This is a genomic window from Pseudomonas sp. PP3, assembly GCF_905336995.1.
GTDB lineage: Bacteria > Pseudomonadota > Gammaproteobacteria > Pseudomonadales > Pseudomonadaceae > Aquipseudomonas > Aquipseudomonas reinekei.
The window spans coordinates 2,650,221-2,672,993 of record NZ_HG995459.1 but is presented as its reverse complement, the minus strand read 5'-3'; the positions used below and the strand labels follow the sequence as shown (position 1 = coordinate 2,672,993).

At 60.0% G+C, this 22,773-nt stretch carries 22 protein-coding genes; 11 read left to right on the top strand and 11 right to left on the bottom strand.

What is annotated here, in order from left to right:
* Positions 1-20 precede the first annotated feature (20 nt).
* From KHO07_RS12335 to KHO07_RS12325, 3 genes are all read right to left on the bottom strand, one after another.
* Positions 21-1,304 (bottom strand): arsenic transporter, encoded by a 1,284-nt coding sequence (locus KHO07_RS12335; protein ID WP_212627337.1) that lies wholly within the window; start codon positions 1,302-1,304, stop codon positions 21-23.
* 31 nt (positions 1,305-1,335) lie between these two features.
* Positions 1,336-1,683, bottom strand: a complete 348-nt coding sequence (locus KHO07_RS12330) for a metalloregulator ArsR/SmtB family transcription factor (RefSeq protein WP_150734358.1) — start codon at positions 1,681-1,683, stop codon at positions 1,336-1,338.
* Between the two features lie 118 nt (positions 1,684-1,801).
* Positions 1,802-2,362 (bottom strand): NADPH-dependent FMN reductase, encoded by a 561-nt coding sequence (locus KHO07_RS12325; protein ID WP_150734359.1) that lies wholly within the window; start codon positions 2,360-2,362, stop codon positions 1,802-1,804.
* Between the two features lie 182 nt (positions 2,363-2,544).
* Here KHO07_RS12325 and KHO07_RS12320 point away from each other — a divergent pair, with 182 nt between their 5' ends.
* Both KHO07_RS12320 and KHO07_RS12315 read left to right on the top strand, forming a co-directional pair.
* The gene (locus tag KHO07_RS12320; RefSeq protein ID WP_075945171.1) at positions 2,545-2,772 is read left to right on the top strand and encodes a hypothetical protein; all 228 of its coding nucleotides are present in this window, start codon (positions 2,545-2,547) and stop codon (positions 2,770-2,772) included.
* An 88-nt stretch (positions 2,773-2,860) separates the two neighbouring features.
* On the top strand, positions 2,861-3,754 hold the full coding sequence (locus KHO07_RS12315; RefSeq protein ID WP_212627336.1) for a LysR substrate-binding domain-containing protein: 894 nt from the start codon (positions 2,861-2,863) through the stop codon (positions 3,752-3,754).
* Here the strand turns inward: KHO07_RS12315 and KHO07_RS12310 are convergent.
* The 5 genes from KHO07_RS12310 to KHO07_RS12290 form a co-directional block, all read right to left on the bottom strand.
* Positions 3,720-4,334 (bottom strand): GNAT family N-acetyltransferase, encoded by a 615-nt coding sequence (locus KHO07_RS12310; protein ID WP_150734362.1) that lies wholly within the window; start codon positions 4,332-4,334, stop codon positions 3,720-3,722. The genes KHO07_RS12315 and KHO07_RS12310 overlap by 35 nt on opposite strands.
* A gap of 14 nt (positions 4,335-4,348) precedes the next feature.
* Positions 4,349-6,604: an arginine/lysine/ornithine decarboxylase gene (locus KHO07_RS12305; RefSeq protein WP_212627335.1), complete on the bottom strand. Its 2,256-nt coding sequence runs from the start codon at positions 6,602-6,604 to the stop codon at positions 4,349-4,351.
* Positions 6,605-6,765: 161 nt separating this feature from the next.
* Positions 6,766-7,530 carry a DNA polymerase III subunit epsilon gene (gene dnaQ / locus KHO07_RS12300; protein WP_150734364.1) on the bottom strand — a complete coding sequence of 255 codons (765 nt, stop codon included), beginning with the start codon at positions 7,528-7,530 and terminating at the stop codon, positions 6,766-6,768.
* A 124-nt stretch (positions 7,531-7,654) separates the two neighbouring features.
* On the bottom strand, positions 7,655-8,107 hold the full coding sequence (gene rnhA, locus KHO07_RS12295) for a ribonuclease HI (protein WP_008062270.1): 453 nt from the start codon (positions 8,105-8,107) through the stop codon (positions 7,655-7,657).
* A 90-nt stretch (positions 8,108-8,197) separates the two neighbouring features.
* A complete protein-coding gene (locus KHO07_RS12290; protein ID WP_212627334.1) occupies positions 8,198-8,956 on the bottom strand; it encodes a methyltransferase domain-containing protein in 759 nt (252 codons plus the stop codon).
* A 65-nt stretch (positions 8,957-9,021) separates the two neighbouring features.
* Between KHO07_RS12290 and gloB the strand changes: the two genes are divergently transcribed.
* The 8 genes from gloB (at position 9,022) to fabI (ending at position 19,738) form a co-directional block, all read left to right on the top strand.
* Positions 9,022-9,789: a hydroxyacylglutathione hydrolase gene (gene gloB, locus KHO07_RS12285; RefSeq protein WP_150734366.1), complete on the top strand. Its 768-nt coding sequence runs from the start codon at positions 9,022-9,024 to the stop codon at positions 9,787-9,789.
* Positions 9,790-9,888: 99 nt separating this feature from the next.
* The gene (locus KHO07_RS12280; protein WP_212627333.1) at positions 9,889-11,331 is read left to right on the top strand and encodes a transglycosylase SLT domain-containing protein; all 1,443 of its coding nucleotides are present in this window, start codon (positions 9,889-9,891) and stop codon (positions 11,329-11,331) included.
* 210 nt (positions 11,332-11,541) lie between these two features.
* Positions 11,542-13,374, top strand: a complete 1,833-nt coding sequence (locus KHO07_RS12275) for an extracellular solute-binding protein (protein WP_212627332.1) — start codon at positions 11,542-11,544, stop codon at positions 13,372-13,374.
* A complete protein-coding gene (locus KHO07_RS12270; protein ID WP_150734369.1) occupies positions 13,371-15,212 on the top strand; it encodes an extracellular solute-binding protein in 1,842 nt (613 codons plus the stop codon). The genes KHO07_RS12275 and KHO07_RS12270 overlap by 4 nt, the downstream gene beginning before the upstream one ends.
* A gap of 4 nt (positions 15,213-15,216) precedes the next feature.
* Positions 15,217-16,290, top strand: a complete 1,074-nt coding sequence (locus KHO07_RS12265) for a microcin C ABC transporter permease YejB (protein WP_150702098.1) — start codon at positions 15,217-15,219, stop codon at positions 16,288-16,290.
* 1 nt (position 16,291) lies between these two features.
* Positions 16,292-17,311, top strand: a complete 1,020-nt coding sequence (locus KHO07_RS12260) for an ABC transporter permease (protein WP_150734370.1) — start codon at positions 16,292-16,294, stop codon at positions 17,309-17,311.
* Position 17,312: 1 nt separating this feature from the next.
* Entirely contained in the window at positions 17,313-18,923 is a 1,611-nt protein-coding gene (locus KHO07_RS12255) for an ABC transporter ATP-binding protein (protein WP_150734371.1), read from the top strand.
* Between the two features lie 20 nt (positions 18,924-18,943).
* Positions 18,944-19,738: an enoyl-ACP reductase FabI gene (fabI, locus tag KHO07_RS12250; RefSeq protein ID WP_034146538.1), complete on the top strand. Its 795-nt coding sequence runs from the start codon at positions 18,944-18,946 to the stop codon at positions 19,736-19,738.
* A gap of 274 nt (positions 19,739-20,012) precedes the next feature.
* On the opposite strand, the gene KHO07_RS12245 is transcribed toward fabI, so the two are convergent.
* A complete protein-coding gene (locus KHO07_RS12245) occupies positions 20,013-20,879 on the bottom strand; it encodes a LysR family transcriptional regulator (RefSeq protein WP_212627331.1) in 867 nt (288 codons plus the stop codon).
* A 112-nt stretch (positions 20,880-20,991) separates the two neighbouring features.
* On the opposite strand from KHO07_RS12245, the gene KHO07_RS12240 reads away from it, so the two are divergent.
* On the top strand, positions 20,992-21,417 hold the full coding sequence (locus KHO07_RS12240) for a VOC family protein (RefSeq protein WP_212627330.1): 426 nt from the start codon (positions 20,992-20,994) through the stop codon (positions 21,415-21,417).
* Positions 21,418-21,535: 118 nt separating this feature from the next.
* Here the strand turns inward: KHO07_RS12240 and KHO07_RS12235 are convergent, their stop codons facing one another.
* Both KHO07_RS12235 and KHO07_RS12230 read right to left on the bottom strand, forming a co-directional pair.
* Entirely contained in the window at positions 21,536-22,117 is a 582-nt protein-coding gene (locus KHO07_RS12235) for a GGDEF domain-containing protein (RefSeq protein WP_212627329.1), read from the bottom strand.
* 74 nt (positions 22,118-22,191) lie between these two features.
* On the bottom strand, positions 22,192-22,773 hold the full coding sequence (locus KHO07_RS12230) for a hypothetical protein (RefSeq protein WP_212627328.1): 582 nt from the start codon (positions 22,771-22,773) through the stop codon (positions 22,192-22,194).

Genomic DNA, 22,773 nt, shown 5'->3' with positions numbered 1-22,773 from the left:
TGCGATAAGGCCGACGCGGTTTAAAGAGACAACCGCAAAGCCAGCGCCGCCAACGTCGCCAACAACACTGGCACCGTCAACACGATTCCGACCTTGAAGTAATATCCCCAACCGATCTGAATGTTTTTGCGTTCCAGCACATGCAACCACAGCAACGTCGCCAGACTGCCGATCGGCGTGATTTTCGGCCCCAGGTCACTGCCGATGACGTTGGCGTAGATCATCGCTTCCTTGACCACACCGGTCGCCTGGCTGGCATCGATGGACAGCAGACCGATCAGCACCGTCGGCATATTGTTCATGATCGACGACAAAAATGCGGTCAACACCCCCGTGCCCAGCGCCGCGCCCCATATCCCGTATTCAGCAAAACCATTGAGCCAGCTTGCCAGGTAGCCGGTGAGCCCGGCGTTGCGCAAGCCGTAGACCACCAGGTACATGCCCAGCGAGAAAATCACGATGTGCCACGGCGCTTCTTTTATCACCTTGCGTGTGGAAATCTTGTGGCCGCGGGCGGCGATCGCCAGCAGCAAGGCCGCGCACACTGCCGAAATCGCACTGATAGGAATGCCTAGCGGCTCGAGCGCGAAACAGCCGAGCAACAGGATCGCCAGCACCGCCCAACCGGCGTAGAACGTCGCCTTGTCGTGGATGGCCGACGCAGGATGTTCCAGCTGCTCAGGGTCATAGTTTTCAGGGATATCGCGGCGGAAAAACCACATCAATACCACCAGCGTGGCCGCGACACTGACCAGATTGACCGGGATCATCACAGCTGCGTACCGGTTGAAGCCGATGTTGAAGAAGTCAGCGGAAACGATGTTCACCAGGTTCGACACCACCAGCGGCAGGCTGGCCGTGTCCGCGATGAAACCGGCGCCCATGACGAACGCGAGGGTCGCCGCCGGGGAAAAACGCAGTGCCAACAGCATCGAGATCACAATGGGCGTGAGGATCAGCGCCGCACCGTCATTGGCGAACAATGCCGACACCAGCGCCCCGAGCAGCACCATGTAGGCAAACAACTTGCGCCCGCTGCCTTTGCCCCAACGAGCTACGTGCAGCGCCGCCCAGGCAAAAAACCCGGCCTCGTCCAGCAACAGGCTGATGATGATCAGCGCGACAAACGTGCCAGTGGCGTTCCAGATGATTTGCCACACCAGTGGAATGTCGCTCAGGTGTACGACGCCAAAAATCAAGGCCAGCACCGCGCCAAGTAACGCGCTCCAACCAACACCGAGCCCCTTGGGCTGCCAGATCACCAGGGTAATGGTCAGCAGAAAAATCAGTGACGCTACAAGCATGCGCGGCGGCCTTCAAAGAATGGAGAAATAATCAGCAGCAACGAACCGGTCGGTCCGCCATCGCCTGCAAACGGGCCACGTCGACAGCAAGCCACTCGACATTGGCCACCAGCGCTTCTTGCAACATCGTGGTGACCCAGGGTGACAACTGCGGGTGCAGCCGGTAGTAAACCCATTGCCCCTGTCGCCGATCCGCCAGCAACCCATTACTGCGTAGTTGCGCCAGATGCCGGGAGATTTTTGGTTGGCTTAGGTCCAGCGCGGCGGTCAGTTCGCACACGCACAGTTCGCCTTCGCGTGCGATCAGCAACGCCACGCGAGTGCGTGTGTCATCGGCCAGGGCCTTGAAAACATCGACGGGAGTGCGGGAGTCGGACATGAAGAACACGCCTCTGAACAAACGAGGCGTGAATATATGGAATTTCGAATATGCAGTAAAGCGGCATTTTCGCAGCGGCCAAGGGGCTTGCGATAAAGCCCCCGCCTCTCAGATTTAGTCAGGCCTTCTTATGCTGCTCGACCCATTGTCCATATGCATTGATAAAGCTTTGCAGGAACGGTTTGACCGACTCCGACAACTTGCCCGCCTCATCGAACGCCGACCCGGCGCCGCCCAGGTAAGCCTCGGGCTGCTGCATCAAAGGCACATTGAGAAAAACCATGGATTGACGCAGGTGATGGTTGGCGCCGAAACCGCCAATCGCGCCCGGCGAAACACTGATCACCGCGCCTGGCTTGCCACTCCAGGCGCTCTTGCCATACGGACGCGAACCGACGTCAATGGCGTTTTTCATCGGCGCCGGCACAGAACGGTTGTATTCGGGGGTGACGAACAACACCGCGTCGGATGAACTCACTTGTTGTCGGAAAGTGCTGTAGGCTGCCGGCGGTGAATCACCATCGATATCTTCGTTGTAGAGCGGCAGATCGCCGATTTCGACGACAGTGAGCTTGAGATTGGCCGGCGCCAGATCGGCCAGGGCAAGCGCAATCTTGCGGTTGATCGATGCTTTGCGCAGGCTGCCGACAACAACGGCGACGTTATAGACATTGCTCATGGAAGACTCTCGATTGTCCGTGGGGGAAGCCTGTAGTTATAGATGATCGAACGACGGTTCAGCCAGTAAACGCAGGTATATCTGCGTACTGATTATTTTTTTTGAGCAGCAAAACTTACCAGGCTCGATGGCGGTCTACCAAGCCGTAAATCAAGCGTTTTATCTCCAGAGGTTCTAAGCAGATGGCAGCAGTACTCGTCGGTCAGTTCCATGCAAGAGACGCGGAAGGCCGCATTTATTCGGTACACGAGTTCCAGGAGTCCACCCCGTCTGCAGACGGTTCCGGGCCTGCAACCACGTACAAACTGGCCATTGGCGATCGCGTCAACAAGGTCGATGACAATGAATTCATGCTGGTGCAAACGGGCGTCACCATCACCCGTGAGCCGGTCACCAGCGTCGCGTCATAACTCGACGTTATGAGCAGAAGTCATATGCGCGGACTTGGGTTAGGATTCAGCGACTGACTCCTTCACCTGCTGAACATGGACTTCACGCATGCGCTTACGCCATATCGAAGTGATCCAGGCGCTCCTGCAGACCGGTCACCTGGGCACCGCCGCTGAATGGTTGCAGTTGCCGGTGGCCGAGGTCGAAGGCATTTTGCGCGACGCCGAGGGTCAGTTGGGCTTCATGCTGTTCTCGAGCGTGCGCGGGCGCTTGCAGGCTACCCGCGAGGCGCGAGAGCTGCAGACCGAAATCGCTCACGTCTACGACGCACTGGAACCGGTGCAACGCCTGGCCAATAGCCTCAAACAATACCTGGCACCACCTTTACGCATCATCTGCACCCCACCCCTTGCCCAGCAATTGCTGCCACACAGCATTGCGGCCCTGCGTCGACGCCTGCCCGATGCACCCTGCTCTCTCCTGAGCCAGCCTACCCGCGACATCGTCAGAAGCCTGTTGCTGCGCGAAAGCGATCTGGGCCTGAGCCTGCACGATCCCGATCGCGCCGAAATTGATTGCCAGGTGATTGCTCAAGGTAAACTGCAACTGCTCGCCCCCCATGGCTGGCTGCAACCAAAGCAGAAGTACATTTCACTGCAGGACCTGGCCGGGCAAGCGATGGTCGGCCTCGAAGGCCATGACCCGCTGAGCCCGGCACTGGAAAACAAGCTGAATGGTTTGCGGCCGGCGCCGGTGATCCAGACCCGCGTCCAGACCCATCAGATGATGCGCAGCATGGTCGAGGCCGGTGAAGGTTTGGCCATCGTCGACCCCTTCACCGCCCTCGGCGCCAAATCCGCCGGACTCGATGTGTGCCCGCTGTCCCCCGCCGTGCCGATCAGCCTCTACGCGTTGACCTTGAAGAACGGCGAGCCATCACCCGCCGTCCAGACCTTGTTGGCCATCATTACGGAACAAGCCGCGGCGATGCTGGCGAACTGATCGGGTTTTCCAGCGGGTTATCGAACAATCGATACCAGAAGAGCGCTACCTCAGCGGTATTGGGGTCGATGCCGCGATAGCGCAGATGGTCGATCCCGCCAATCACATAGCCGCAGCGCTCGTACAAGCGGCAAGCACCGAGGTTGTTGTTCTGGGTTTCGAGCATGATGCCCGGCAATTTCTTCTTGCGACTCCAGAACTGCGCCACGTCCAGCAGCGCCTTGGCCACACCATGACGTCGCGCCGGAGCGTGCACCGCCAGCTCGTCGATATGGGCAAAGCCGTTCCAATTGGTGCTGATCACCAGGTGACCCACCGGCTCGTCGTCGAGAAACGCCATGAAAATTGCGCTGTCGGGTGCGTCGCGAAAACTGCTGAACTCTTCGGGATCAATGCCGTAGCATTTGCGATAGGGCGTGATCGGCGTGACCCGCCATTGCGCCACCGGCTGCGCAATTTCAGGCGCTCCGTAAGCGGCGACTTCAAAACTGAAGTCGCTGCCCCAGATGTAGGCGGCAAAACCTTCGTCGGCAACACGCACCGACAGCCCTGGATGATTCGGATTCATGACCGGTTGCATACTGGGAAACGTCCTCATTCCTTGATGCAATCGACGGTGTAGTGCCGCCCATTGCCCTCGTCTTCATGTTGCAATCCGTGCACATCGGCGACGAACCCCGGAAAATTGCTGTCGAACGTGCGAGCAAACGCCAGGTAGTCAATGATCGAGCGGGTCGCGTCGGTGAACCGCTCACCCGGCATGATCAACGGAATGCCCGGTGGATACGGCACCAGCATCACGGCAGCGATACGCCCGTCCAGGGCATCGATCGAGACCGCTTCAACTTCGCCTCGCACCAGATGATCATAGGCGTCAGCCGGCTTCATGGCGATTTCCGGCATGACCGTATACATGCGCTTGAGGTGCTTGGCCGTGGCATTGCTGCGATAACAGGCATGCAACTGATCGCACAAATCACGCAGCCCCATGCCCTGATATCGCGAGACATGCTCTTGTGCCACGCAGGGCAGGCAACTGGCCAGACTGACGTTGGCGTCATAGCTGCGCTTGAACTCCAGCAACTCGGTGAGCAGCGTGCTCCACTTGCCCTTGGTGATGCCCATGGAGAACAGCACCAGGAACGAATACAGCCCGGTCTTCTCAACCACCAGCCCACGCTCCCAGAGGAATTTGCTGACCACCGCCGCAGGAATGCCACGCTCACTGAGCGCGCCACCGGCAGTCAACCCCGGCATCACCAGGGTGACCTTGATCGGATCGAGCAAAACGTAATCGTCCGTCACACCGCCAAAGCCATGCCAGTCAGCATCCGGTTGCAGCAACCAGTCTTCGGTGACCACGCGATTGATGCCTTCGGCCGAAGGCGGCTGCCAGATGGAAAACCACCAGTCATCCGCTGCGATGTGTTGACGCAAATTGGCCAGCGCGCGGCGAAAGCTCAGGGCCTCATCGAACATTTCCTGCAACAGCGAACGCCCGGCCGGCCCCTCCATCATCGCCGACGCAACATCCAGCGAAGCAATGATGCCGTATTGCGGCGAGGTCGAGATGTGCATCATGAACGCTTCGTTGAAACGGTCACGGTCCAGTTGCCGCGCACCGCCGTCCTGCACATGGATCATCGATGCCTGGCTGAACGCTGCCAGCAGTTTATGGGTGGAATGGGTAGTGAACACCAGCGGGCTGGCTTCACCACGAGAAGTGCCCATGCCATAGCGCCCGCTGAAAAATTCATGAAACGCCGCGTAGGCGTACCAGGCCTCGTCGAAGTGCAACACCTCGACACTGCTGCCCAGTTGCTGCTTGATCAGCTCGGCGTTGTAGCAGAGGCCGTCGTACGTCGAATTGGTGACAACCGCCAGCTTGACCTTGGGCGCCCGACCCTTGGTCAACGGGCTGGCGTCGATCTTGGCCTGAATCGCCTCGGGACTGAATTCGCTCAGGGGGATCGGGCCGATAATGCCCAACTCATTACGCTCCGGGCACAAGTACAGCGGGATGGCGCCGGTCATGATGATCGAATGCAGCACCGACTTGTGACAGTTGCGGTCCACCAGCACCAGGTCATCGCGGGCGACCATCGAATGCCAGACGATCTTGTTGGCCGTGGACGTGCCGTTGATGACGAAGAACGTGTGATCAGCCCCAAAGTTGCGCGCCGCCCGTGCCTCGGCTTCCGCCAGAGGCCCCGTGTGATCGAGCAGCGAACCCAGCTCTGGCACCGACACCGATAAATCCGAGCGCAGGGTGTTTTCCCCGAAAAACTGGTGGAACGCCTGCCCCACCGGACTCTTGTGATAGGCCACGCCGCCGCCGTGACCGGGAGTGTGCCAGGAATAGTTGGAGTCGGCGGTGTGCTGCACCAAAGCCTTGAAGAACGGTGGCAGCAAACCGTCCAGGTATTTGCGTGCGGCCCGCGCCACTTGCCGTGCAAGGAACGGCACGGTGTCTTCGAACAGATAGAGAATGCCGCGCAACTGATTGAGTTCGGCCATCGCGTCGGCGGGCGCGTTCTCCAGGGTCACTTGCTCGCCGAGGGCGAAGATCGGCAAATCCGGCGCACGCACCCGCGCCAATCCGATCAACTCGGCCATGTTCTGTAACAAATGGGAGTGGGCGCTGGCGTCTTCCGCCGCGATCAACATGCACGAAAGGCCGTGATGGGTAGAAGCCACCAGGCGCCCTTCGGTGTAATCCATCGCCGAGACGATACTGAAACCTTCTTGCTCCAGCTCCCGGGCGATGCCCCGCACACGGTCGCCGGCAACGGTATCAGCCTTGATGTCGCGATGGACGATCAAGACCGGGAATTTCAGATCTTTATACATGGGGCTCAGTGTCCTGAGGCGGCAGACCAGAGCCTGCCAATCACTTCAGGGTAGAGGGTTGGAGCGGATGTGGCGAGTGGGATGCCCTATCCCGGACAAGGAGCGCACTATTTTGTGGCGAGGGAGCTTGCTCCGTCGCCACAAAAACCTGTGTTTTTGATTTACGCCTGAGCTTCGGCTTCCGCCTCGGCCAACTGCAACCACAGCGCCGGAGCGCCAGCGGATTTGCTGATGATTTCCAGGCGCGTCGCGTGCTGCGCCAGGTCATCCTCACTCGCGCGAATGATGCGGGTCGGGGCGCGGCCAGCCGGCAGGCGACGGATTTCCGTGGCGGAGTTGTCCGCGCCCTCACCGGAACCATTACCGTCGGAAGCATTACCGGCCAGGGACAGGCTGGTCTGGCCGCCGGTCATGGTCAGGTAAACGTCGGCGAGAATCTCGGAGTCGAGCAAGGCGCCGTGGAGTTCGCGGCCCGAGTTGTCGACGCCATAACGTTTGCACAAGGCGTCGAGGCTGTTGCGCTGCCCCGGGTGACGCTCCCGGGCCATCATCAGCGTATCGAGAATCGAGCAGTGCTGCGTGATGTCAGCACGTTCGTGTTGACCCATCAGGGCGAATTCGTTGTTGATGAAGCCAACGTCGAACGCCGCGTTATGGATAATCAGCTGCGCGCCCTTGATGAACTCGAAGAATTCCTCGGCCACTTCGGCGAAACGCGGCTTACCCACCAGGAATTCGTTGGTGATGCCGTGGACGCCGATGGCGCCTTCGTCACTTTCGCGGTCCGGTTGCAGGTAAACGTGAAAATGCCGACCGGTCAGGCGCCGACCGATCAACTCGACACAACCGATTTCGATAATCCGGTGGCCGTCGGTCACCGGCATGCCGGTGGTTTCGGTGTCGAGTACAACGGATCTGGTGGCCATCAGGTGTTCAGCTCTCAATCGGTCAATCGTGCAAAAGCGGCGATGTTAACACGCTTGCCGGGATCTTCAGATACACCGAGTCGTCCCCTTCGCGAGCAGGCTCGCGAAGGGGACGACTCGGTCATCAGGCCTGCTTGAACCCGCGTACTTCATCCACGCCACGGTTGGCCAGTTGGTCGGCGCGTTCGTTGCCGTGATGGCCGATGTGTCCGCGCACCCACTTCCAGGTGACGTTGTGGCGGTTGACCTGTTCGTCGAGCAGCTTCCACAGGTCAGCGTTTTTCACGGGCTCTTTCGCGGCGGTTTTCCAGCCGCGTTTTTTCCAGTTGGCCATCCACTCGTTGATGCCCTTCATGACGTACTGGGAGTCGGTCACCAGCAGCACATCACATGAACGCTTGAGTTCTTCCAGGCCACGGATCGCGCCCATCAATTCCATACGGTTGTTGGTGGTGTTGGCTTCGCCGCCCCAGAGTTCCTTTTCCACGCCCTTGCACACCAGCAACGCGCCCCAGCCGCCAGGGCCAGGGTTGCCTTTACAAGCGCCATCGGTGAAAAGTTCTACGCTATCGCTCATGCAATCTATCCAGAAAATACGGTGGCTCGCCGATCGTCGATCGACAACGCCCGAGACCGGGACAACCCGGTCGGAAAATGAAAAGGGGTATTACGGCTCGATATTGCGGCGGTTGACCTTGGCCATCGGCAACGGAATCAGCTTGCCCATCGGTTCGCGACGTTCCTGACGGAGCGGTCGCAGGCCTACAACGATCTTGCGCGCGACCAATAAATAGAAGCCGCCGCCGGACAATTGCCAGTCACCGGCCTTGCGCTCCCAGCCGGCCAGACGGGTCTGCCAGGCAGGGGAAGCCAGCGGCGGACGATAGCACCCGAAGCGGCGTTTCTCCAGCGCGAAGCCCAGCAGGTTCAACCAGTCAGCCACCCGAGACGGCGAAATGCAGCGGGCCTTGCCCAACCCGTCATGGGCAAACACATGGCGCAAACCCCAACTGCTCCAGGGGTTGATGCCGATGATCAACAGATGCCCGCCGGGTCGCACACTGCTTGCAGCTTCGCGCAGCAGCCCGTGGGGCGACAGGCAGAAATCCAGCCCATGTTGCAACACCACCACATCGGCGGCATGTTCGCTGAGTGGCCAGGCCTGCTCTTCGCACACGATCTCGACACCCGGCAACGGCGCACCCAGGCGCACATTGCGCTGCACCTGCGGCGCTGATGGCGGTGTCTGGGCCGACGGGCCGTAATGCACCAGGTAGCCGCCGAAGAAGCGCCCGAGCTCGTCTTCGAGCATGCGCCGTTCTTCGTCCAGCAAAAATTGCCCGAGGGGTCCGGACAGCCAGTCGCGGGCCGTGCTGATCAACGCCAGCCAGTCAGGATCAGCCTGAGCGAACGCTTTATCGGTCATTGCATTCTCCAACGCGCCAGGAAGTTCTAAGATGCGCCATTGTTTCCAGCTTGGCGAATCCGACGATGATACAGATCACTGCCCTGCCCGCCTTCACCGACAACTACATCTGGTTGTTACAAGACCCCGCCACGCGCCACTGCGCGGTAGTCGATCCGGGGGATGCCGCCCCGGTGCAAGCCTGGCTTGTGGCCAATCCTGACTGGGCCCTGACTGATATTCTGATCACTCACCATCATCATGACCATGTCGGCGGCGTCGAGCAGTTGAAGAAAGCGACGGACGCGAAGGTTTACGGGCCGGCCAGCGAAAACATTCCGGCGCGGGACGTGGCGCTCAAGGACAATGACCGCGTTACCGTGCTTGGCCATGACTTTGATGTCATCGCCGTCCCCGGCCATACCCTGGGCCACATTGCCTATTATCACAGCGGCCTGCTGTTCTGTGGCGACACCCTGTTCGCTGCCGGATGCGGTCGTTTGTTCGAAGGCACGCCACAACAAATGCATGCCTCGCTGTCGCGCCTCGCGGCTCTTCCCGAGGATACCCGCGTCTACTGCGCCCATGAATACACCCTGAGCAATCTGCGCTTCGCCGCCGCCGTCGAACCGGGTAATCCGGACACCCTCGAACGCCTCGCCACCGTCACCCGACAACGGGAAGCCGGGGTCATCACTCTGCCTTCCACAGTGGCACTGGAAAAGCGCACAAATCCGTTTTTGCGTACCGGCGTAACATCCGTTAAAGAAAAAGCGGACGAACGGACCGGCACCGATAACTCTCGGCCCGACATGGTATTTGCGGCTCTCAGAGCCTGGAAAGACACGTTCTAAAGAGCTTGCACGAGGGTCCAAAAACGCTGAATGGTTGACCGCAGGGGGTGCGCTTTCTAGAATCGCCCGACATTTTTGCCCGGAACTTACTTCCAGCCAATGTCGTCATCCATACGTAAGTCCATCAATTCAGACGCATTGACCCGCTTGGCTCAAGCCATAGCGGTGGCTGTGTCCGCCACCTTGGCGGGCTGCTCCAGCCATGCTCCGCAACCTGAAGCGACACATACGCCGAACATTGCTGCCCGCGCCAAGCAGAAGCCCATCTGGCTCAGCGAAAAGCCGACCCCGCAGATCCCGCAGGACGTCTGGGAGCGCATGCGCCAGGGCTTCCAGTTGCAGGACAACCTGGGAGTGAACCCGCGCATCGAGCAACAGCGCCTGTGGTTTGCCAGCAATCCTTCTTTCCTCGAAAACGCCGGCGAACGCGGCAGCCTCTACATTCATTACATCGTCGAACGCCTCGAAGAACGCAACATGCCGCTGGAACTGGCGCTGCTGCCGGTGATTGAAAGCGCCTACAACCCGATGGCCTATTCCCGGGCCAATGCGGTTGGCTTGTGGCAATTCATTCCGTCCACCGGCCGTTACTTCAACCTGCGCCAGACCCGTTTCTATGATGGCCGCCGCGATATCACCGCGTCGACCACCGCCGCGATGGATTACCTGACCCGCCTGCACGACATGTTCAACGGTGACTGGCTGCTGGCACTGGCTGCCTATAATGCCGGTGAAGGCACGGTCAGTCGCGCCATCGAGCGCAACGAAAAGCTGGGCCTGCCGACCGACTACTGGAACTTGCCGCTGCCGGCCGAGACCCAGGCCTATGTGCCAAAATTGCTGGCCCTGTCGCAGGTGGTGATGGCGCCGGAAGCCTACGGGGTGAACCTCAACCCGATCGCCAACGAGCCGTACTTCCAGGTCGTCGAAATCAACCAGCGCATGGACCTTTCCAAGGTCGCCGCGGTGGCCAACATCGACGAAGACGAGTTATTCCAGCTCAACCCGGCCTTCAAGCAACGCACCACCATCGACGGTCCCCAGCATTTGCTGGTGCCGACGTCCAAGGCACAGTTGCTGACCTCCAGCCTGCAAACCATGCGTCCGGAAGAGCTGATCAGCAAGAAGCCGCTCAAACCGGTCTTCGATGACACGGACAGCACGGCAGTGGCCAGTGCCAAACGCAGTTATCGGGTCAAGCGCGGCGACAACCTGGGTTCCATTGCCAAGGCCAACAACGTCAACGTCAAAGATCTCCAGCGCTGGAACAAGCTGTCCGGCAAGAACCTCAAGCCCGGCCAGACCCTGGTCATGCAAGACACCAGCAAACGCAGCCCGGGTCGCGTCAATACCGTGGTGGCCGCCAACTCCAAGGCCAGCGCCAAGAAGCCGAAGACCCAATACAAGGTCAAACAAGGTGACTCGCTGTACATCGTCGCCAAACGCTTCAACGTTGAAATGCAGCACCTCAAGCGCTGGAACCCGCGCGTCGGCCAGGCGCTCAAGCCTGGACAGATGTTGACCGTGTCCAACCCGCATTAAAAACGAGCCCCTGATTCCAGGGGCTTTTTTTGACTTTGTACTTTGGCAAACTTTGTGGCGAGGGAGCTTGCTCCCTCGCCACAGGTTTCGCGCTTGCAGGCCCATCCCCCAGGCAATTAACAACGCATTAACCCCCCGTCTTTTTCCTGTCCATACAAGCTGTTACTGTACGGGCCACAAAGCCCAAGCCGCCTGGATCGGATTTCTTATTTGAAGCGTCCCCTGCTCCCGCTCCTGATCAGCCTGGCCTTGAGCTCCACCGCAAGCGCGACGATCAGCGAAAGCCATGGTTATGCGCAGTTCGGCACGCTCAAGTATCCGGCCAGATTTACCCACTTCGACTGGGTCAACCCGCAAGCGCCCAAGGGCGGTACGTTGCGGGTAATGGCGTTTGGCACGTTTGATACGCTCAATCCTTACACCTTCAAGGGCACCAGCCCGGTCGCCACGCCGAACTTCCTGCAGTACGGCATCAACGAGCTGAACGAACCGCTGATGGTCGGCACCGGGCAATACGCGCCGTCCGGCGACGAGCCCACCTCGAGCTATGGCCTGATCGCCCAATCGGTCGAATACAGCGAGGACCGCAGCTGGGTGGTTTTCAACTTGCGCCCGCAAGCACGCTTCCACGATGGCACGCCGATCACCGCCTACGACGTGGCGTTCTCCTACCGCTTGCTGCTCAAGGAAGGCCATCCCCAATACCGCACCAATCTTCAGGAAGTGTTGCGGGTCGACATTCTCAACCCGCAGCGCATCCGCTTCGTGTTCAAGCGTGCCGGCAATCCGTTGTTGATCCTGCGCCTTGGCGAGTTACCGGTGCTGCCACAGCATTACTGGAAGGACCGCGACTTCAAGGCCACGACCTTCGAACCGCCGCTGGGCAGCGGTCCGTATCGCATCACTTCGGTAACGCCGGGGCGGCAGATCGTTTTCGAGCGGGTCAAGGACTACTGGGGCAAGGACTTGCCGGTCAACCGCGGCAAGTACAACGTCGACCGCATGGAAGTCGAGTTCTATCGGGACAGCGACGTAGCGTTCGAAGCGTTCAAGGCTGGCGAATTCGACATCTACATCGAGCACCAGGCCAAGAACTGGGCCAGCGGTTACAACTTTCCAGCGATCCGCCGTGGCGAGGTGATCAAGGCGCAAATACCGCACCAGATCCCCACTCAGACCCAGGGCCTGTTCATGAACAGCCGTCGCCCGACCTTTGCCGAGGCTTCGGTTCGAGAGGCGCTGGGAATGATGTTCGATTTCGAGTGGACCAACCGCACGCTGTTCAGCGACGCCTACAAGCGCGCCATGAGCTACTACCCCAATAGCGAGTTCTCTGCCACCGGCCTGCCGGTCGGCCATGAATGGCTGCTACTCAAGCCGTACCGCGAGCAACTGCCTGCCCGCTTGCTGACCGAACCGTTCAGCCTGCCGCAAACCCAGGGTCAGGGCATCCCCCGGGAAACCCTGCGCAAGGCCCTGAGCCTGCTCGCCGAGGCTGGCTGGAGGCTCAATGGCCAACGCCTGCAGAACGCGTCCGGCCAGCCGTTGCGCCTGGAGATTCTGCTGGTCAACCCGAACCTGGAACGTATCCTCCAGCCCTACGTCGAGAACCTCGCCAGCATCGGCATTGACGCCAAGCTGCGCACGGTAGACCGCGCCCAGTACAAACAGCGCCTCGACCAGTTCGACTTCGACATGATCCTGATGACCCTCAGCCAGACCCTCAGCCCTGGCCTGGAGCAGTGGCAGTACTTTCACTCCAGCCAGGTCGCGGTCAAGGGCAGCAAGAATTACGCGGGTATCGCCAACCCGGTGGTCGACCACCTGCTCGACCAATTGCTCGCGGCCAAGACCCGCGACGAGCAGGTCGCCGCCGGCAAGGCCCTCGACCGGGTGCTGCTCTGGCAGCACTACATCATTCCCAACTGGTACCTCAATTATCACCGCCTGGCGTACCGCAACCGGTTTGCCTTCGTCACCACGCCGCCCTACACCCTGGGCCTGAGCGCGTGGTGGCTGAAATCTTCGGAGAAAGATCGATGAAACCCATCAGCGCCCTGCTCTTGCAGGCCAGCGCCCTGCTGTTCGCCGGGTTGGCCAGCGCCGCCCCGCAACACGCCCTGACCCTGTACAACGAACCGCCGAAGTACCCGGCGGATTTCAAACACTTCGACTACGTCAATCCGGATGCCCCCAAGGGCGGCAAATTCCGTCAGGCCGGGTTCGGTGGTTTCGACAGTCTCAACCCGTTCATCAGCAAGGGTGTATCGGCCAACGATATCGACCTGATCTACGACACCCTGGCCCGGCAGAGCCTGGACGAACCTTTTACCGAATACGGCCTGATCGCCGGCAAGATCGAAAAAGCCCCGAACAATGACTGGGTGCGTTTCTACCTGCGGCCCGAAGCGCGTTTCCATGACGGCCATCCGGTACGCGCCGAAGACGTGGTGTTCAGCTTCCAGACGCTGATCAAGGACGGCGCACCGATGTATCGCGGCTACTACAACGACGTCGCCGACGTGGTTGCCGAGGATCCGTTGACGGTGCTGTTCAAGTTCAAGCACAGCAACAACCGCGAATTGCCTTTGATCCTCGGCCAGTTGCCGGTGCTGCCCAAGCATTGGTGGGCGAACCGCGACTTCAACAAGGGCAACCTCGAAGCGCCGCTGGGCAGCGGGCCGTACAAAGTCAGTGAAGTGAAGGCCGGGCGCTCGGTGCGCTATGAACGGGTCAAGGATTACTGGGGCAAGGACCTGCCGGTGAATCGCGGTTTCTACAACTTCGATGTCATGACCACCGACTATTACCGTGACAACACCGTGGCGCTCGAAGCGCTCAAGGCCGGGCAGTTCGATTACTGGCTGGAAATGACTGCGAAGAACTGGGCCAACGCCTACAACATTCCGGCCGTCACCGAGGGTCGCTTGATCAAGGAGCAGATCCCCAACGGCAACCCCACTGGCATGCAAGGCTTCGTCTTCAACCTGCGCCGGCCGGTGTTCCAGGACGTGCGCGTGCGCCAGGCGCTGACGCTGCTGCTGGATTTTGAATGGACCAACAAGCAGTTGTTCAACGGCGCCTACGCGCGCACTCGCAGTTATTTCGAGAACTCCGAAATGGCCGCCACCGGCCTGCCGGACGCCGACCAACTGGCGATCCTCGACCCGTTCCGCGGCAAGATTCCCGAGCAGGTGTTCAGCGAAGCCTTCCAGAACCCGGTCACCGACGGCAGCGGCATGATCCGCACCCAGCAACGCAAGGCTTATCAACTGCTGCAAGAGGCTGGCTGGCGCATCGTCGATGACAAAATGGTCGACGCCACCGGCAAACCGGTGAGCATCGAATTCCTGTTGGCCCAGACCGAATTCGAGCGGGTCTTGTTGCCGTTCAAACGCAACCTCAGCGACCTCGGCATCGAACTGGTGATTCGCCGGGTCGACGTCTCGCAGTACGTCAACCGCGTGCGCTCGCGGGACTTCGACATGATCGTCGGCAGCTTTCCGCAGTCCAACTCGCCGGGCAACGAACAGCGTGAGTTCTGGATGACCGCAGCCGCCGACAAACCCGGCAGCCGTAACTCCATGGGCCTGAAAGACCCGGTGGTGGACCAGTTGGTCGAACAACTGATCAACGCCGATTCGCGTGTCAGCCTGGTCGCCCACGCCCGTGCACTGGACCGCGTGCTGCAATGGGGCTATTACGTGATTCCCAACTGGCACATCAAAACCTGGCGCGTGGCCTACTGGAACCACATCGGCCACCCGAAGGTCTCGCCTAAATACGACATCGGCATCAACACCTGGTGGATCAAGCCCGATGCGAAACCGGCCATAGAGATCGAAACCAAATTGCAAGCCGACCCTGCGGGCACGGAGTAATCAGATGCTGGCGTATATTTTTCGGCGACTGCTGCTGATCATCCCGACACTGTTTGGCATTTTGCTGATCAACTTCGTGATCATCCAGGCCGCCCCCGGCGGGCCGGTGGAACAGATGATCGCCAAGCTCGAAGGCTTCGAAGGCGCCACCAGCCGGATTGCCGGCGGCGGTGCCGAAGTGTCGGTGGCCGGTTCTGCCTATCGCGGCGCCCAAGGCCTGGACCCGGCGCTGATCAAGGAAATCGAGCACATGTACGGCTTCGACAAGTCGGCGCCGGAACGCCTGTGGATCATGGTCAAGAACTACGCGTCGCTGGATTTTGGCGACAGCTTTTTCCGCGATGCCAAGGTCATCGACCTGATCAAGGAAAAGATGCCGGTGTCGATCTCGCTCGGGCTGTGGAGCACGCTGATCATGTACCTGGTGTCGATCCCGCTGGGGATCGCCAAGGCCACGCGACACGGCAGCCACTTCGATGTCTGGACCAGTTCGGCGATCATCGTCGGCTATGCAATTCCGGCGTTCCTGTTCGCCATCCTGCTGATCGTGGTATTCGCCGGGGGCAGTTATCTGGACTGGTTTCCCTTGCGCGGGCTGACGTCCAACAACTTCGATGAGCTGAGCACGGGGGGCAAGATCCTCGACTACTTCTGGCACTTGGCGCTGCCCGTGACGGCGCTGGTGATCGGCAACTTCGCGACCATGACCCTGCTGACCAAAAACAGCTTCCTCGACGAGATCAACAAGCAGTACGTGGTGACCGCCAAGGCCAAGGGCCTGACTAATCATCGCGTGCTCTACGGCCACGTGTTCCGCAACGCGATGTTGCTGGTGATCGCCGGTTTCCCGTCGGCGTTCATCGGGATCTTTTTCACCGGCTCGCTGCTGGTCGAAGTGATCTTCTCCCTCGACGGCCTCGGCCTGATGAGTTTCGAAGCCGCGATCAACCGTGATTACCCGGTGGTGTTCGGCACGCTGTTCATCTTTACCCTGCTGGGGTTGGTGGTGAAGCTGATCGGAGACCTGACCTACACCTTTGTCGATCCGCGCATCGACTTCGAAAGCCGGGAGCATTGAGATGAACCTGTCCCCTCTCAATCGCCGCCGCTTCGAACTGTTCAAGGCCAACAAACGCGGCTGGTGGTCGCTGTGGCTGTTCCTGATCCTGTTCGGTGCCAGCCTCGGCGCCGAGCTGATCGCCAACGACAAACCGCTGGTGGTGCACTACGACGATGGCTGGTACTTCCCCGCGCTCAAGCGCTACCCGGAAACCACCTTCGGCGGCGAATTCCCGCTGGAAGCCAACTACAAGAGCCCGTACATCCGCGAACTGCTCAAGGCCAAGGACGCCTGGGTGCTGTGGGCGCCGATCCCGTTCAGCTACCAGAGCATCAACTACGACCTGAAGGTTCCGGCCCCGGCACCGCCCTCGGCGGACAATCTGCTGGGCACCGACGACCAGGGCCGCGATGTGCTCGCGCGGGTGATCTACGGCTTCCGCGTCTCGGTGCTGTTCGCCCTGACGCTAACCCTGCTCAGCTCGCTGATCGGCGTGATCGCCGGCGCGTTGCAGGGCTTTTATGGCGGCTGGGTCGATCTGGCGGGGCAGCGCTTCCTGGAGATCTGGTCCGGGTTGCCGGTGCTGTACTTGCTGATCATCCTCGCCAGTTTCGTCCAGCCAAATTTCTGGTGGCTGTTGGGGATCATGCTGCTGTTTTCCTGGATGAGCCTGGTGGACGTGGTGCGCGCCGAGTTCCTGCGTGGGCGTAACCTGGAGTACGTGCGTGCGGCCCGGGCGCTGGGCATGCAGAATGGCGCGATCATGTTTCGCCACATCCTGCCCAACGCCATGGTCTCGACCATGACTTTCATGCCGTTCATCCTGACCGGCGCCATCGGTACGCTGACGGCCCTGGATTTCCTCGGCTTCGGCTTGCCGGCCGGCAGCCCGTCGCTGGGTGAGCTGGTGGCCCAGGGCAAATCCAACCTGCAGGCGCCGTGGCTGGGCATGAGCGCGTTTGCGGTGCTGGCCTTGATGTTGAGTTTGCTGGTGTTTATCGGCGAGTCCGCTCGCGATGCCTTCGACCCGAGGAAGTGAAATGAATCAGGACAATCTGATCGAAGTGCGCGACCTCGCCGTCGAATTCGTTGTCGGCGACCACAGTCAGCGCGTGGTTGAAGGCGTCAGTTTCGATATCAAGCGCGGTGAAACACTGGCGCTGGTGGGCGAAAGCGGTTCCGGCAAATCGGTGACCGCGCACTCGATCCTGCGCCTGCTGCCCTACCCGCTGGCCCGGCATCCGTCCGGCACCATCGAGTATGCCGGGCAGAACCTGCTGGACCTGAAGGAAAAGACCATCCGCCACATCCGCGGCAACCGGATTGCGATGATCTTCCAGGAGCCGATGACCTCGCTCAACCCGCTGCACTCGATCGAGAAGCAGATCAACGAGGTGCTGGGCATCCACAAGGGCCTGACCGGCAAGATCGCGACCCGGCGCACCCTGGAGCTGCTGGAGATGGTCGGCATTCCCGAGCCGCAAAAGCGCCTCAAAGCCCTGCCCCACGAGTTATCCGGCGGCCAGCGTCAGCGCGTGATGATCGCCATGGCCCTGGCCAATGAGCCGGAGTTGTTGATCGCCGACGAACCAACCACCGCCCTGGACGTGACCGTTCAGCTGAAAATCCTCGAATTGCTCAAGGAATTGCAGGCACGTCTGGGCATGGCTTTGCTGCTGATCAGCCACGATTTGAACCTGGTGAAAAGAATTGCGCATCGCGTATGTGTCATGCAGCGCGGTTGCATCGTCGAACAGGCATCGTGCGAAGAGTTGTTCCGCGCGCCGCAGCATCCGTACACTCGGATCCTGCTGGCAGCGGAGCCCAGCGGCACACCGGCGACCAATGAAATCGGCCCGCCGATGCTGACGGTCGAGGACTTGAAAGTCTGGTTCCCGATCAAGAAAGGCCTGCTCAAGCGCACGGTGGATTACGTCAAAGCGGTGGACGGCATCAATTTCAGCCTGCCCCAGGGCCAGACCCTGGGGATTGTGGGGGAAAGCGGTTCCGGTAAATCGACGTTGGGGCTGGCGATCTTGCGGTTGATTGGCAGTACTGGCGCCATCCGTTTTGAAGGCAAGCAGCTAGACTGCCTGACGCAGCAACAAGTCAGGCCGCTGCGTCGAGAGATGCAGGTGGTGTTTCAGGACCCGTTTGGCAGCCTGAGTCCACGGATGTGCGTGAGCCAGATCGTTGGCGAAGGCCTGCGGATCCATAAGATCGGCACCGAGGCGGAACAGGAACAAGCGATCATTGCGGCACTCAAGGAGGTAGGTCTGGACCCGGAAACCCGGAACCGCTACCCCCACGAATTTTCCGGTGGGCAGCGGCAGAGAATCGCCATTGCCCGGGCGTTAGTGCTAAAACCGGCGTTGATTCTGCTGGACGAGCCGACCTCGGCCCTCGACCGCACCGTGCAACGCCAAGTGGTGGAGCTTTTGCGTTCACTGCAAAGCAAGTACAACCTGACGTATCTGTTTATCAGCCATGACCTGGCTGTGGTGAAAGCGCTGAGCCACCAGCTGATGGTGGTCAAGCATGGCCAAGTGGTCGAACAGGGAGACGCGCAAAGCATTTTTGCCGCCCCCCAACATCCGTATACACAGCAGTTGCTGGAGGCCGCTTTCCTGGCACCAGCCACTGCGCAATAACCTGAAAAGAGGAGCAACACATGGGTTTTCTCGCCGGTAAGCGCGTACTGATCGTCGGTGTCGCCAGCAAGCTGTCCATCGCATCCGGCATCGCTGCCGCCATGCATCGCGAGGGCGCTGAGCTTGCCTTCACTTATCAGAACGACAAACTCAAGGGTCGTGTCGAAGAGTTCGCACAAGGCTGGGGTTCGAGCCCTGAGCTGTGCTTCCCGTGCGACGTGGCCAGCGATGCAGAAATCGCCAAGGTCTTCGAAGAACTGAGCAAGAAGTGGGATGGCCTGGACTGCATCGTGCACTCCGTGGGCTTCGCACCGGGCGACCAACTGGACGGCGACTTCACCGAAGCCACCACCCGCGAAGGTTTCCGCATCGCTCACGACATCAGCGCCTACAGCTTCGTGGCCCTGGCCAAAGCCGGTCGCGAAATGATGAAAGGCCGCAACGGCAGCCTGCTGACCCTGTCTTACCTGGGCGCCGAGCGCACCATGCCGAACTACAACGTCATGGGCATGGCCAAGGCTTCCCTGGAAGCTGGCGTACGTTACCTGGCTGGTTCCCTGGGCCCGGACGGTACTCGCGTCAACTGCGTATCGGCTGGCCCGATCCGCACCCTCGCCGCTTCCGGCATCAAGAACTTCCGCAAGATGCTGGCCGCCAACGAAGCGCAAACCCCGCTGCGTCGCAACGTCACCATCGACGAAGTCGGCAACGCCGGCGCCTTCCTGTGCTCGGACCTGGCGTCCGGCATCAGCGGTGAAATCATGTACGTGGACGGTGGCTTCAACACCACGGCCATGGGCAACATCGAAGAGTAATCTTCGGTTAGCCGATAAAAAACCCGCCTGTTATGGCGCAATGCTGTTCAGTTAAGAGATAGAGCAAGCAATCAGTAACCTGTGGCGAGGGAGCTTGCTCCCGCTGGACTGCGTAGCAGTCCCATTTTGGGGGGCGCTTCGCTCCCCAGCGGGAGCAAGCTCCCTCGCCACAGGAACAGTGTTCGACCTTAAATGAACAGCATTACCTGTTATGGCGGTTTTTTTATGCCTGCTGCATCCCGACCAGAAATCGCAATCGCCAGCAAGCCAGCTCCTACAAGGGTGGTGGCGTAAGACAGTTCGCAAACAACTGCTGGATCGGCTGCTTGCGCTGGCTGTAACGCTGCAACAGGACAATCTCCCGGTAAAACGTCAGCTCGCCCAAACCAATCACCCGAACCTTCGCCCCATGCTCCAGCCACAACCCGGCTTCGGGCAGCAATGACACGCCCAAACCGCACTCGACCATTTTCACGATAGCCTCCAGCTCATCCAGCTCCAGGGCGACGTGCACGTCAATCTGCTGTTCCTTTAGAAACCGCGTGACCAATCGGCCACCGAACGAGTTGCGGTCGTAACGTACGTGGGGATGTTCGGCGAGTAACCTCAGCGGGTCGTCGCCTTCGAGGTCCACCGGCACGATCAGCACGAAGGGCTCGCGGCGGATCACGTGTGCCGATAACTCCTTGGGCAGTTCAAACGGCGGCTTGATCAGGATCGCCAGGTCCACTTCGCCGGTGTCCACCTGGCTCAATAGATTGAGCGAAACGCCGGGCACCAGTTTCGGCTCCAGCAAGGGTGCCTGCTGACGCAAGCGTAACAGCGCCTGAGGCAGCAACCCGGTTTGCGCAGTCGCCACGGCGCCGATCTTCAATTCACCACGGTATTCGCTGACGTCATCGCTGACCGCCATACGGTTGAAGGTCTCGAGAATCTCCCGCGCCATCGGCAGCGCACGCTGGCCCGCCGCATTGAGCAAAGCCTGGCGCCCGGTGCGATCGAACAGCTGGATCCCGAGGGCCTGCTCCAGGTTGCGCATCTGCGCGCTGACCGCCGACTGGGTCAGGCCAATGTGCATACCGGCCGCTGCGAACGTGCCGTGGCGCGTCACCGCAATGAAGGTTTTCAGTTCTCGCAGCATGATTGCTCTCGATTGATCGAAATAATTTGAGCTCGGCGCAAAAACTATCGTCCTTCGATCAAATTGCACAAGTCTAAACTCGATCTGACTTCACATGACCGAGGCTAGTCCGATGCAACTCTCCCCTTTTCATTTGGCCATTCCCGTTTACGACCTCGCTGCCGCTCGGCACTTTTATGGTTCGGTGTTTGGCCTCGAAGAAGGCCGCTCCAGTGATCACTGGGTCGATTTCAATTTTTTCGGTCATCAACTGGTGATTCACCTGGCACCGAAAAACGCCTCGCAGGAAGCGGCCCACACCAATGCCGTCGACGGTCACAACGTGCCGGTGCCGCATTTCGGTGTGGTGCTGGGGATGGCGGAGTGGGAGGCATTGGCCGAGCGACTGCAATCACTGGAGACGCGCTTCGTGATTGAACCGGGGATTCGTTTTCAGGGATTGGTGGGGGAACAGGCGACGATGTTTTTGTTCGATCCGTGCGGCAATGCGCTGGAGTTCAAGGCGTTCAAGGATATTGGGCAGTTGTTTGCCAAGTAGGTGGTGGCTGTAAGGACCTCATCGCGGGCACGCTCACTCCCACAGGGAATTGTGAGCGCCGCTGATCAAATGTGGGAGCGAGCCTGCTCGCGAAAGGGCCAGCCAATTCAGTACAAAACTAGCGCCCCATCACCCTTTCAGCCTCAGCCAAAAGCGCTTCAACCAAACCATGCGCGGCAGGGTCGTATTCGATCTGTCCAATGCTGAACCTGATGTCATAGCCACGATGCAACGTGGCATTGCGCTCATCGAGCATTTCCTCGAACCGCGCCTTGATCGCCGTTAGATCGACGCTGCCGGAGCCAGTCAGTAACGCGACAAAGGTCGCGCCTTCCAGTCGGCCGATCACATCGCTTTCCCTGAAGCCAATACGCAGCACATCCGCAAAGGTTTTCAGGGCATCGTCGCCCTCGGCACGCCCGAATAAGTAGTTGATACGCTTGAAATCATCGAGGTTGAAGAACAGCAGCGTCGCTGGCCGTACCAGGTGAGCGCAGGCATCCAGCCCCATTTGAGCCAACGCCAGAAATCCATGGCGATTGGACAGCAGGGTCAACTCATCCATGCTTGCCATCTGCACGCCCGTCAGCTCCTGCTCAGCCTTGCGGGCCAGGTCGCGCAACAACTCGCGCTCCTGTGCGGGCGTGCGCAAAGGGTCGGCGCAGACGCTTTTCTTGTGCAGCTTGCCTGAAATCAGCATCACATACTCCATTGGCGGGTATGTTCTTTAGAGCACCCGATAGCGGGTTTGACTCCCTGTTTACAGGCCGTTGGTCAGCTACCTGCCACCGGGCACGGGCCACCGGCATCGGCCCAAAGCTTGAACTGCGTGACAAAAACATCATGCGCGACCGGTACCGGTGCGCGATTGCCGCCCGGATTCCAGCCCCACAGCACCAGTTTGTCCTCGCTGACATGCTTGATCAGCGCTGCGAAATCACGGTCGCCGTTGGCTTTGCGGTCCTTGATCATGCTGCACAGCTGATCGGGTGGCAGGCCAATCCAGGCCATTTTGTGGGCCGCTGGCGGCAGGCTCCAGTGCGGCGCGCCCGGTGGCGCCTTGGGGCCGTAACTGGCCGGAGGATTGGCTTCGGCGTGGCAGCTGGCGCAGGGCAAACCGGCCGCCCCTTTGCCGTCCATCCCGCGCACCACGTTCATCGCGTGAGGCGTTCCGGCATCGAACTGCAACGGTGAATCGCCAGGAATGTGGCAATTCTGGCAGCGGGGGCTCTGGAAGACTTGTCGCACCGTGTCGAATGCTTTCAAGGCCTCCTTGTCATCGGCAAATAGCTCCGTTGTGTAGACAAACAGGCAGAACAGGGTCAGCGAACCCAGCAACCAATGATGTCGTCTCAT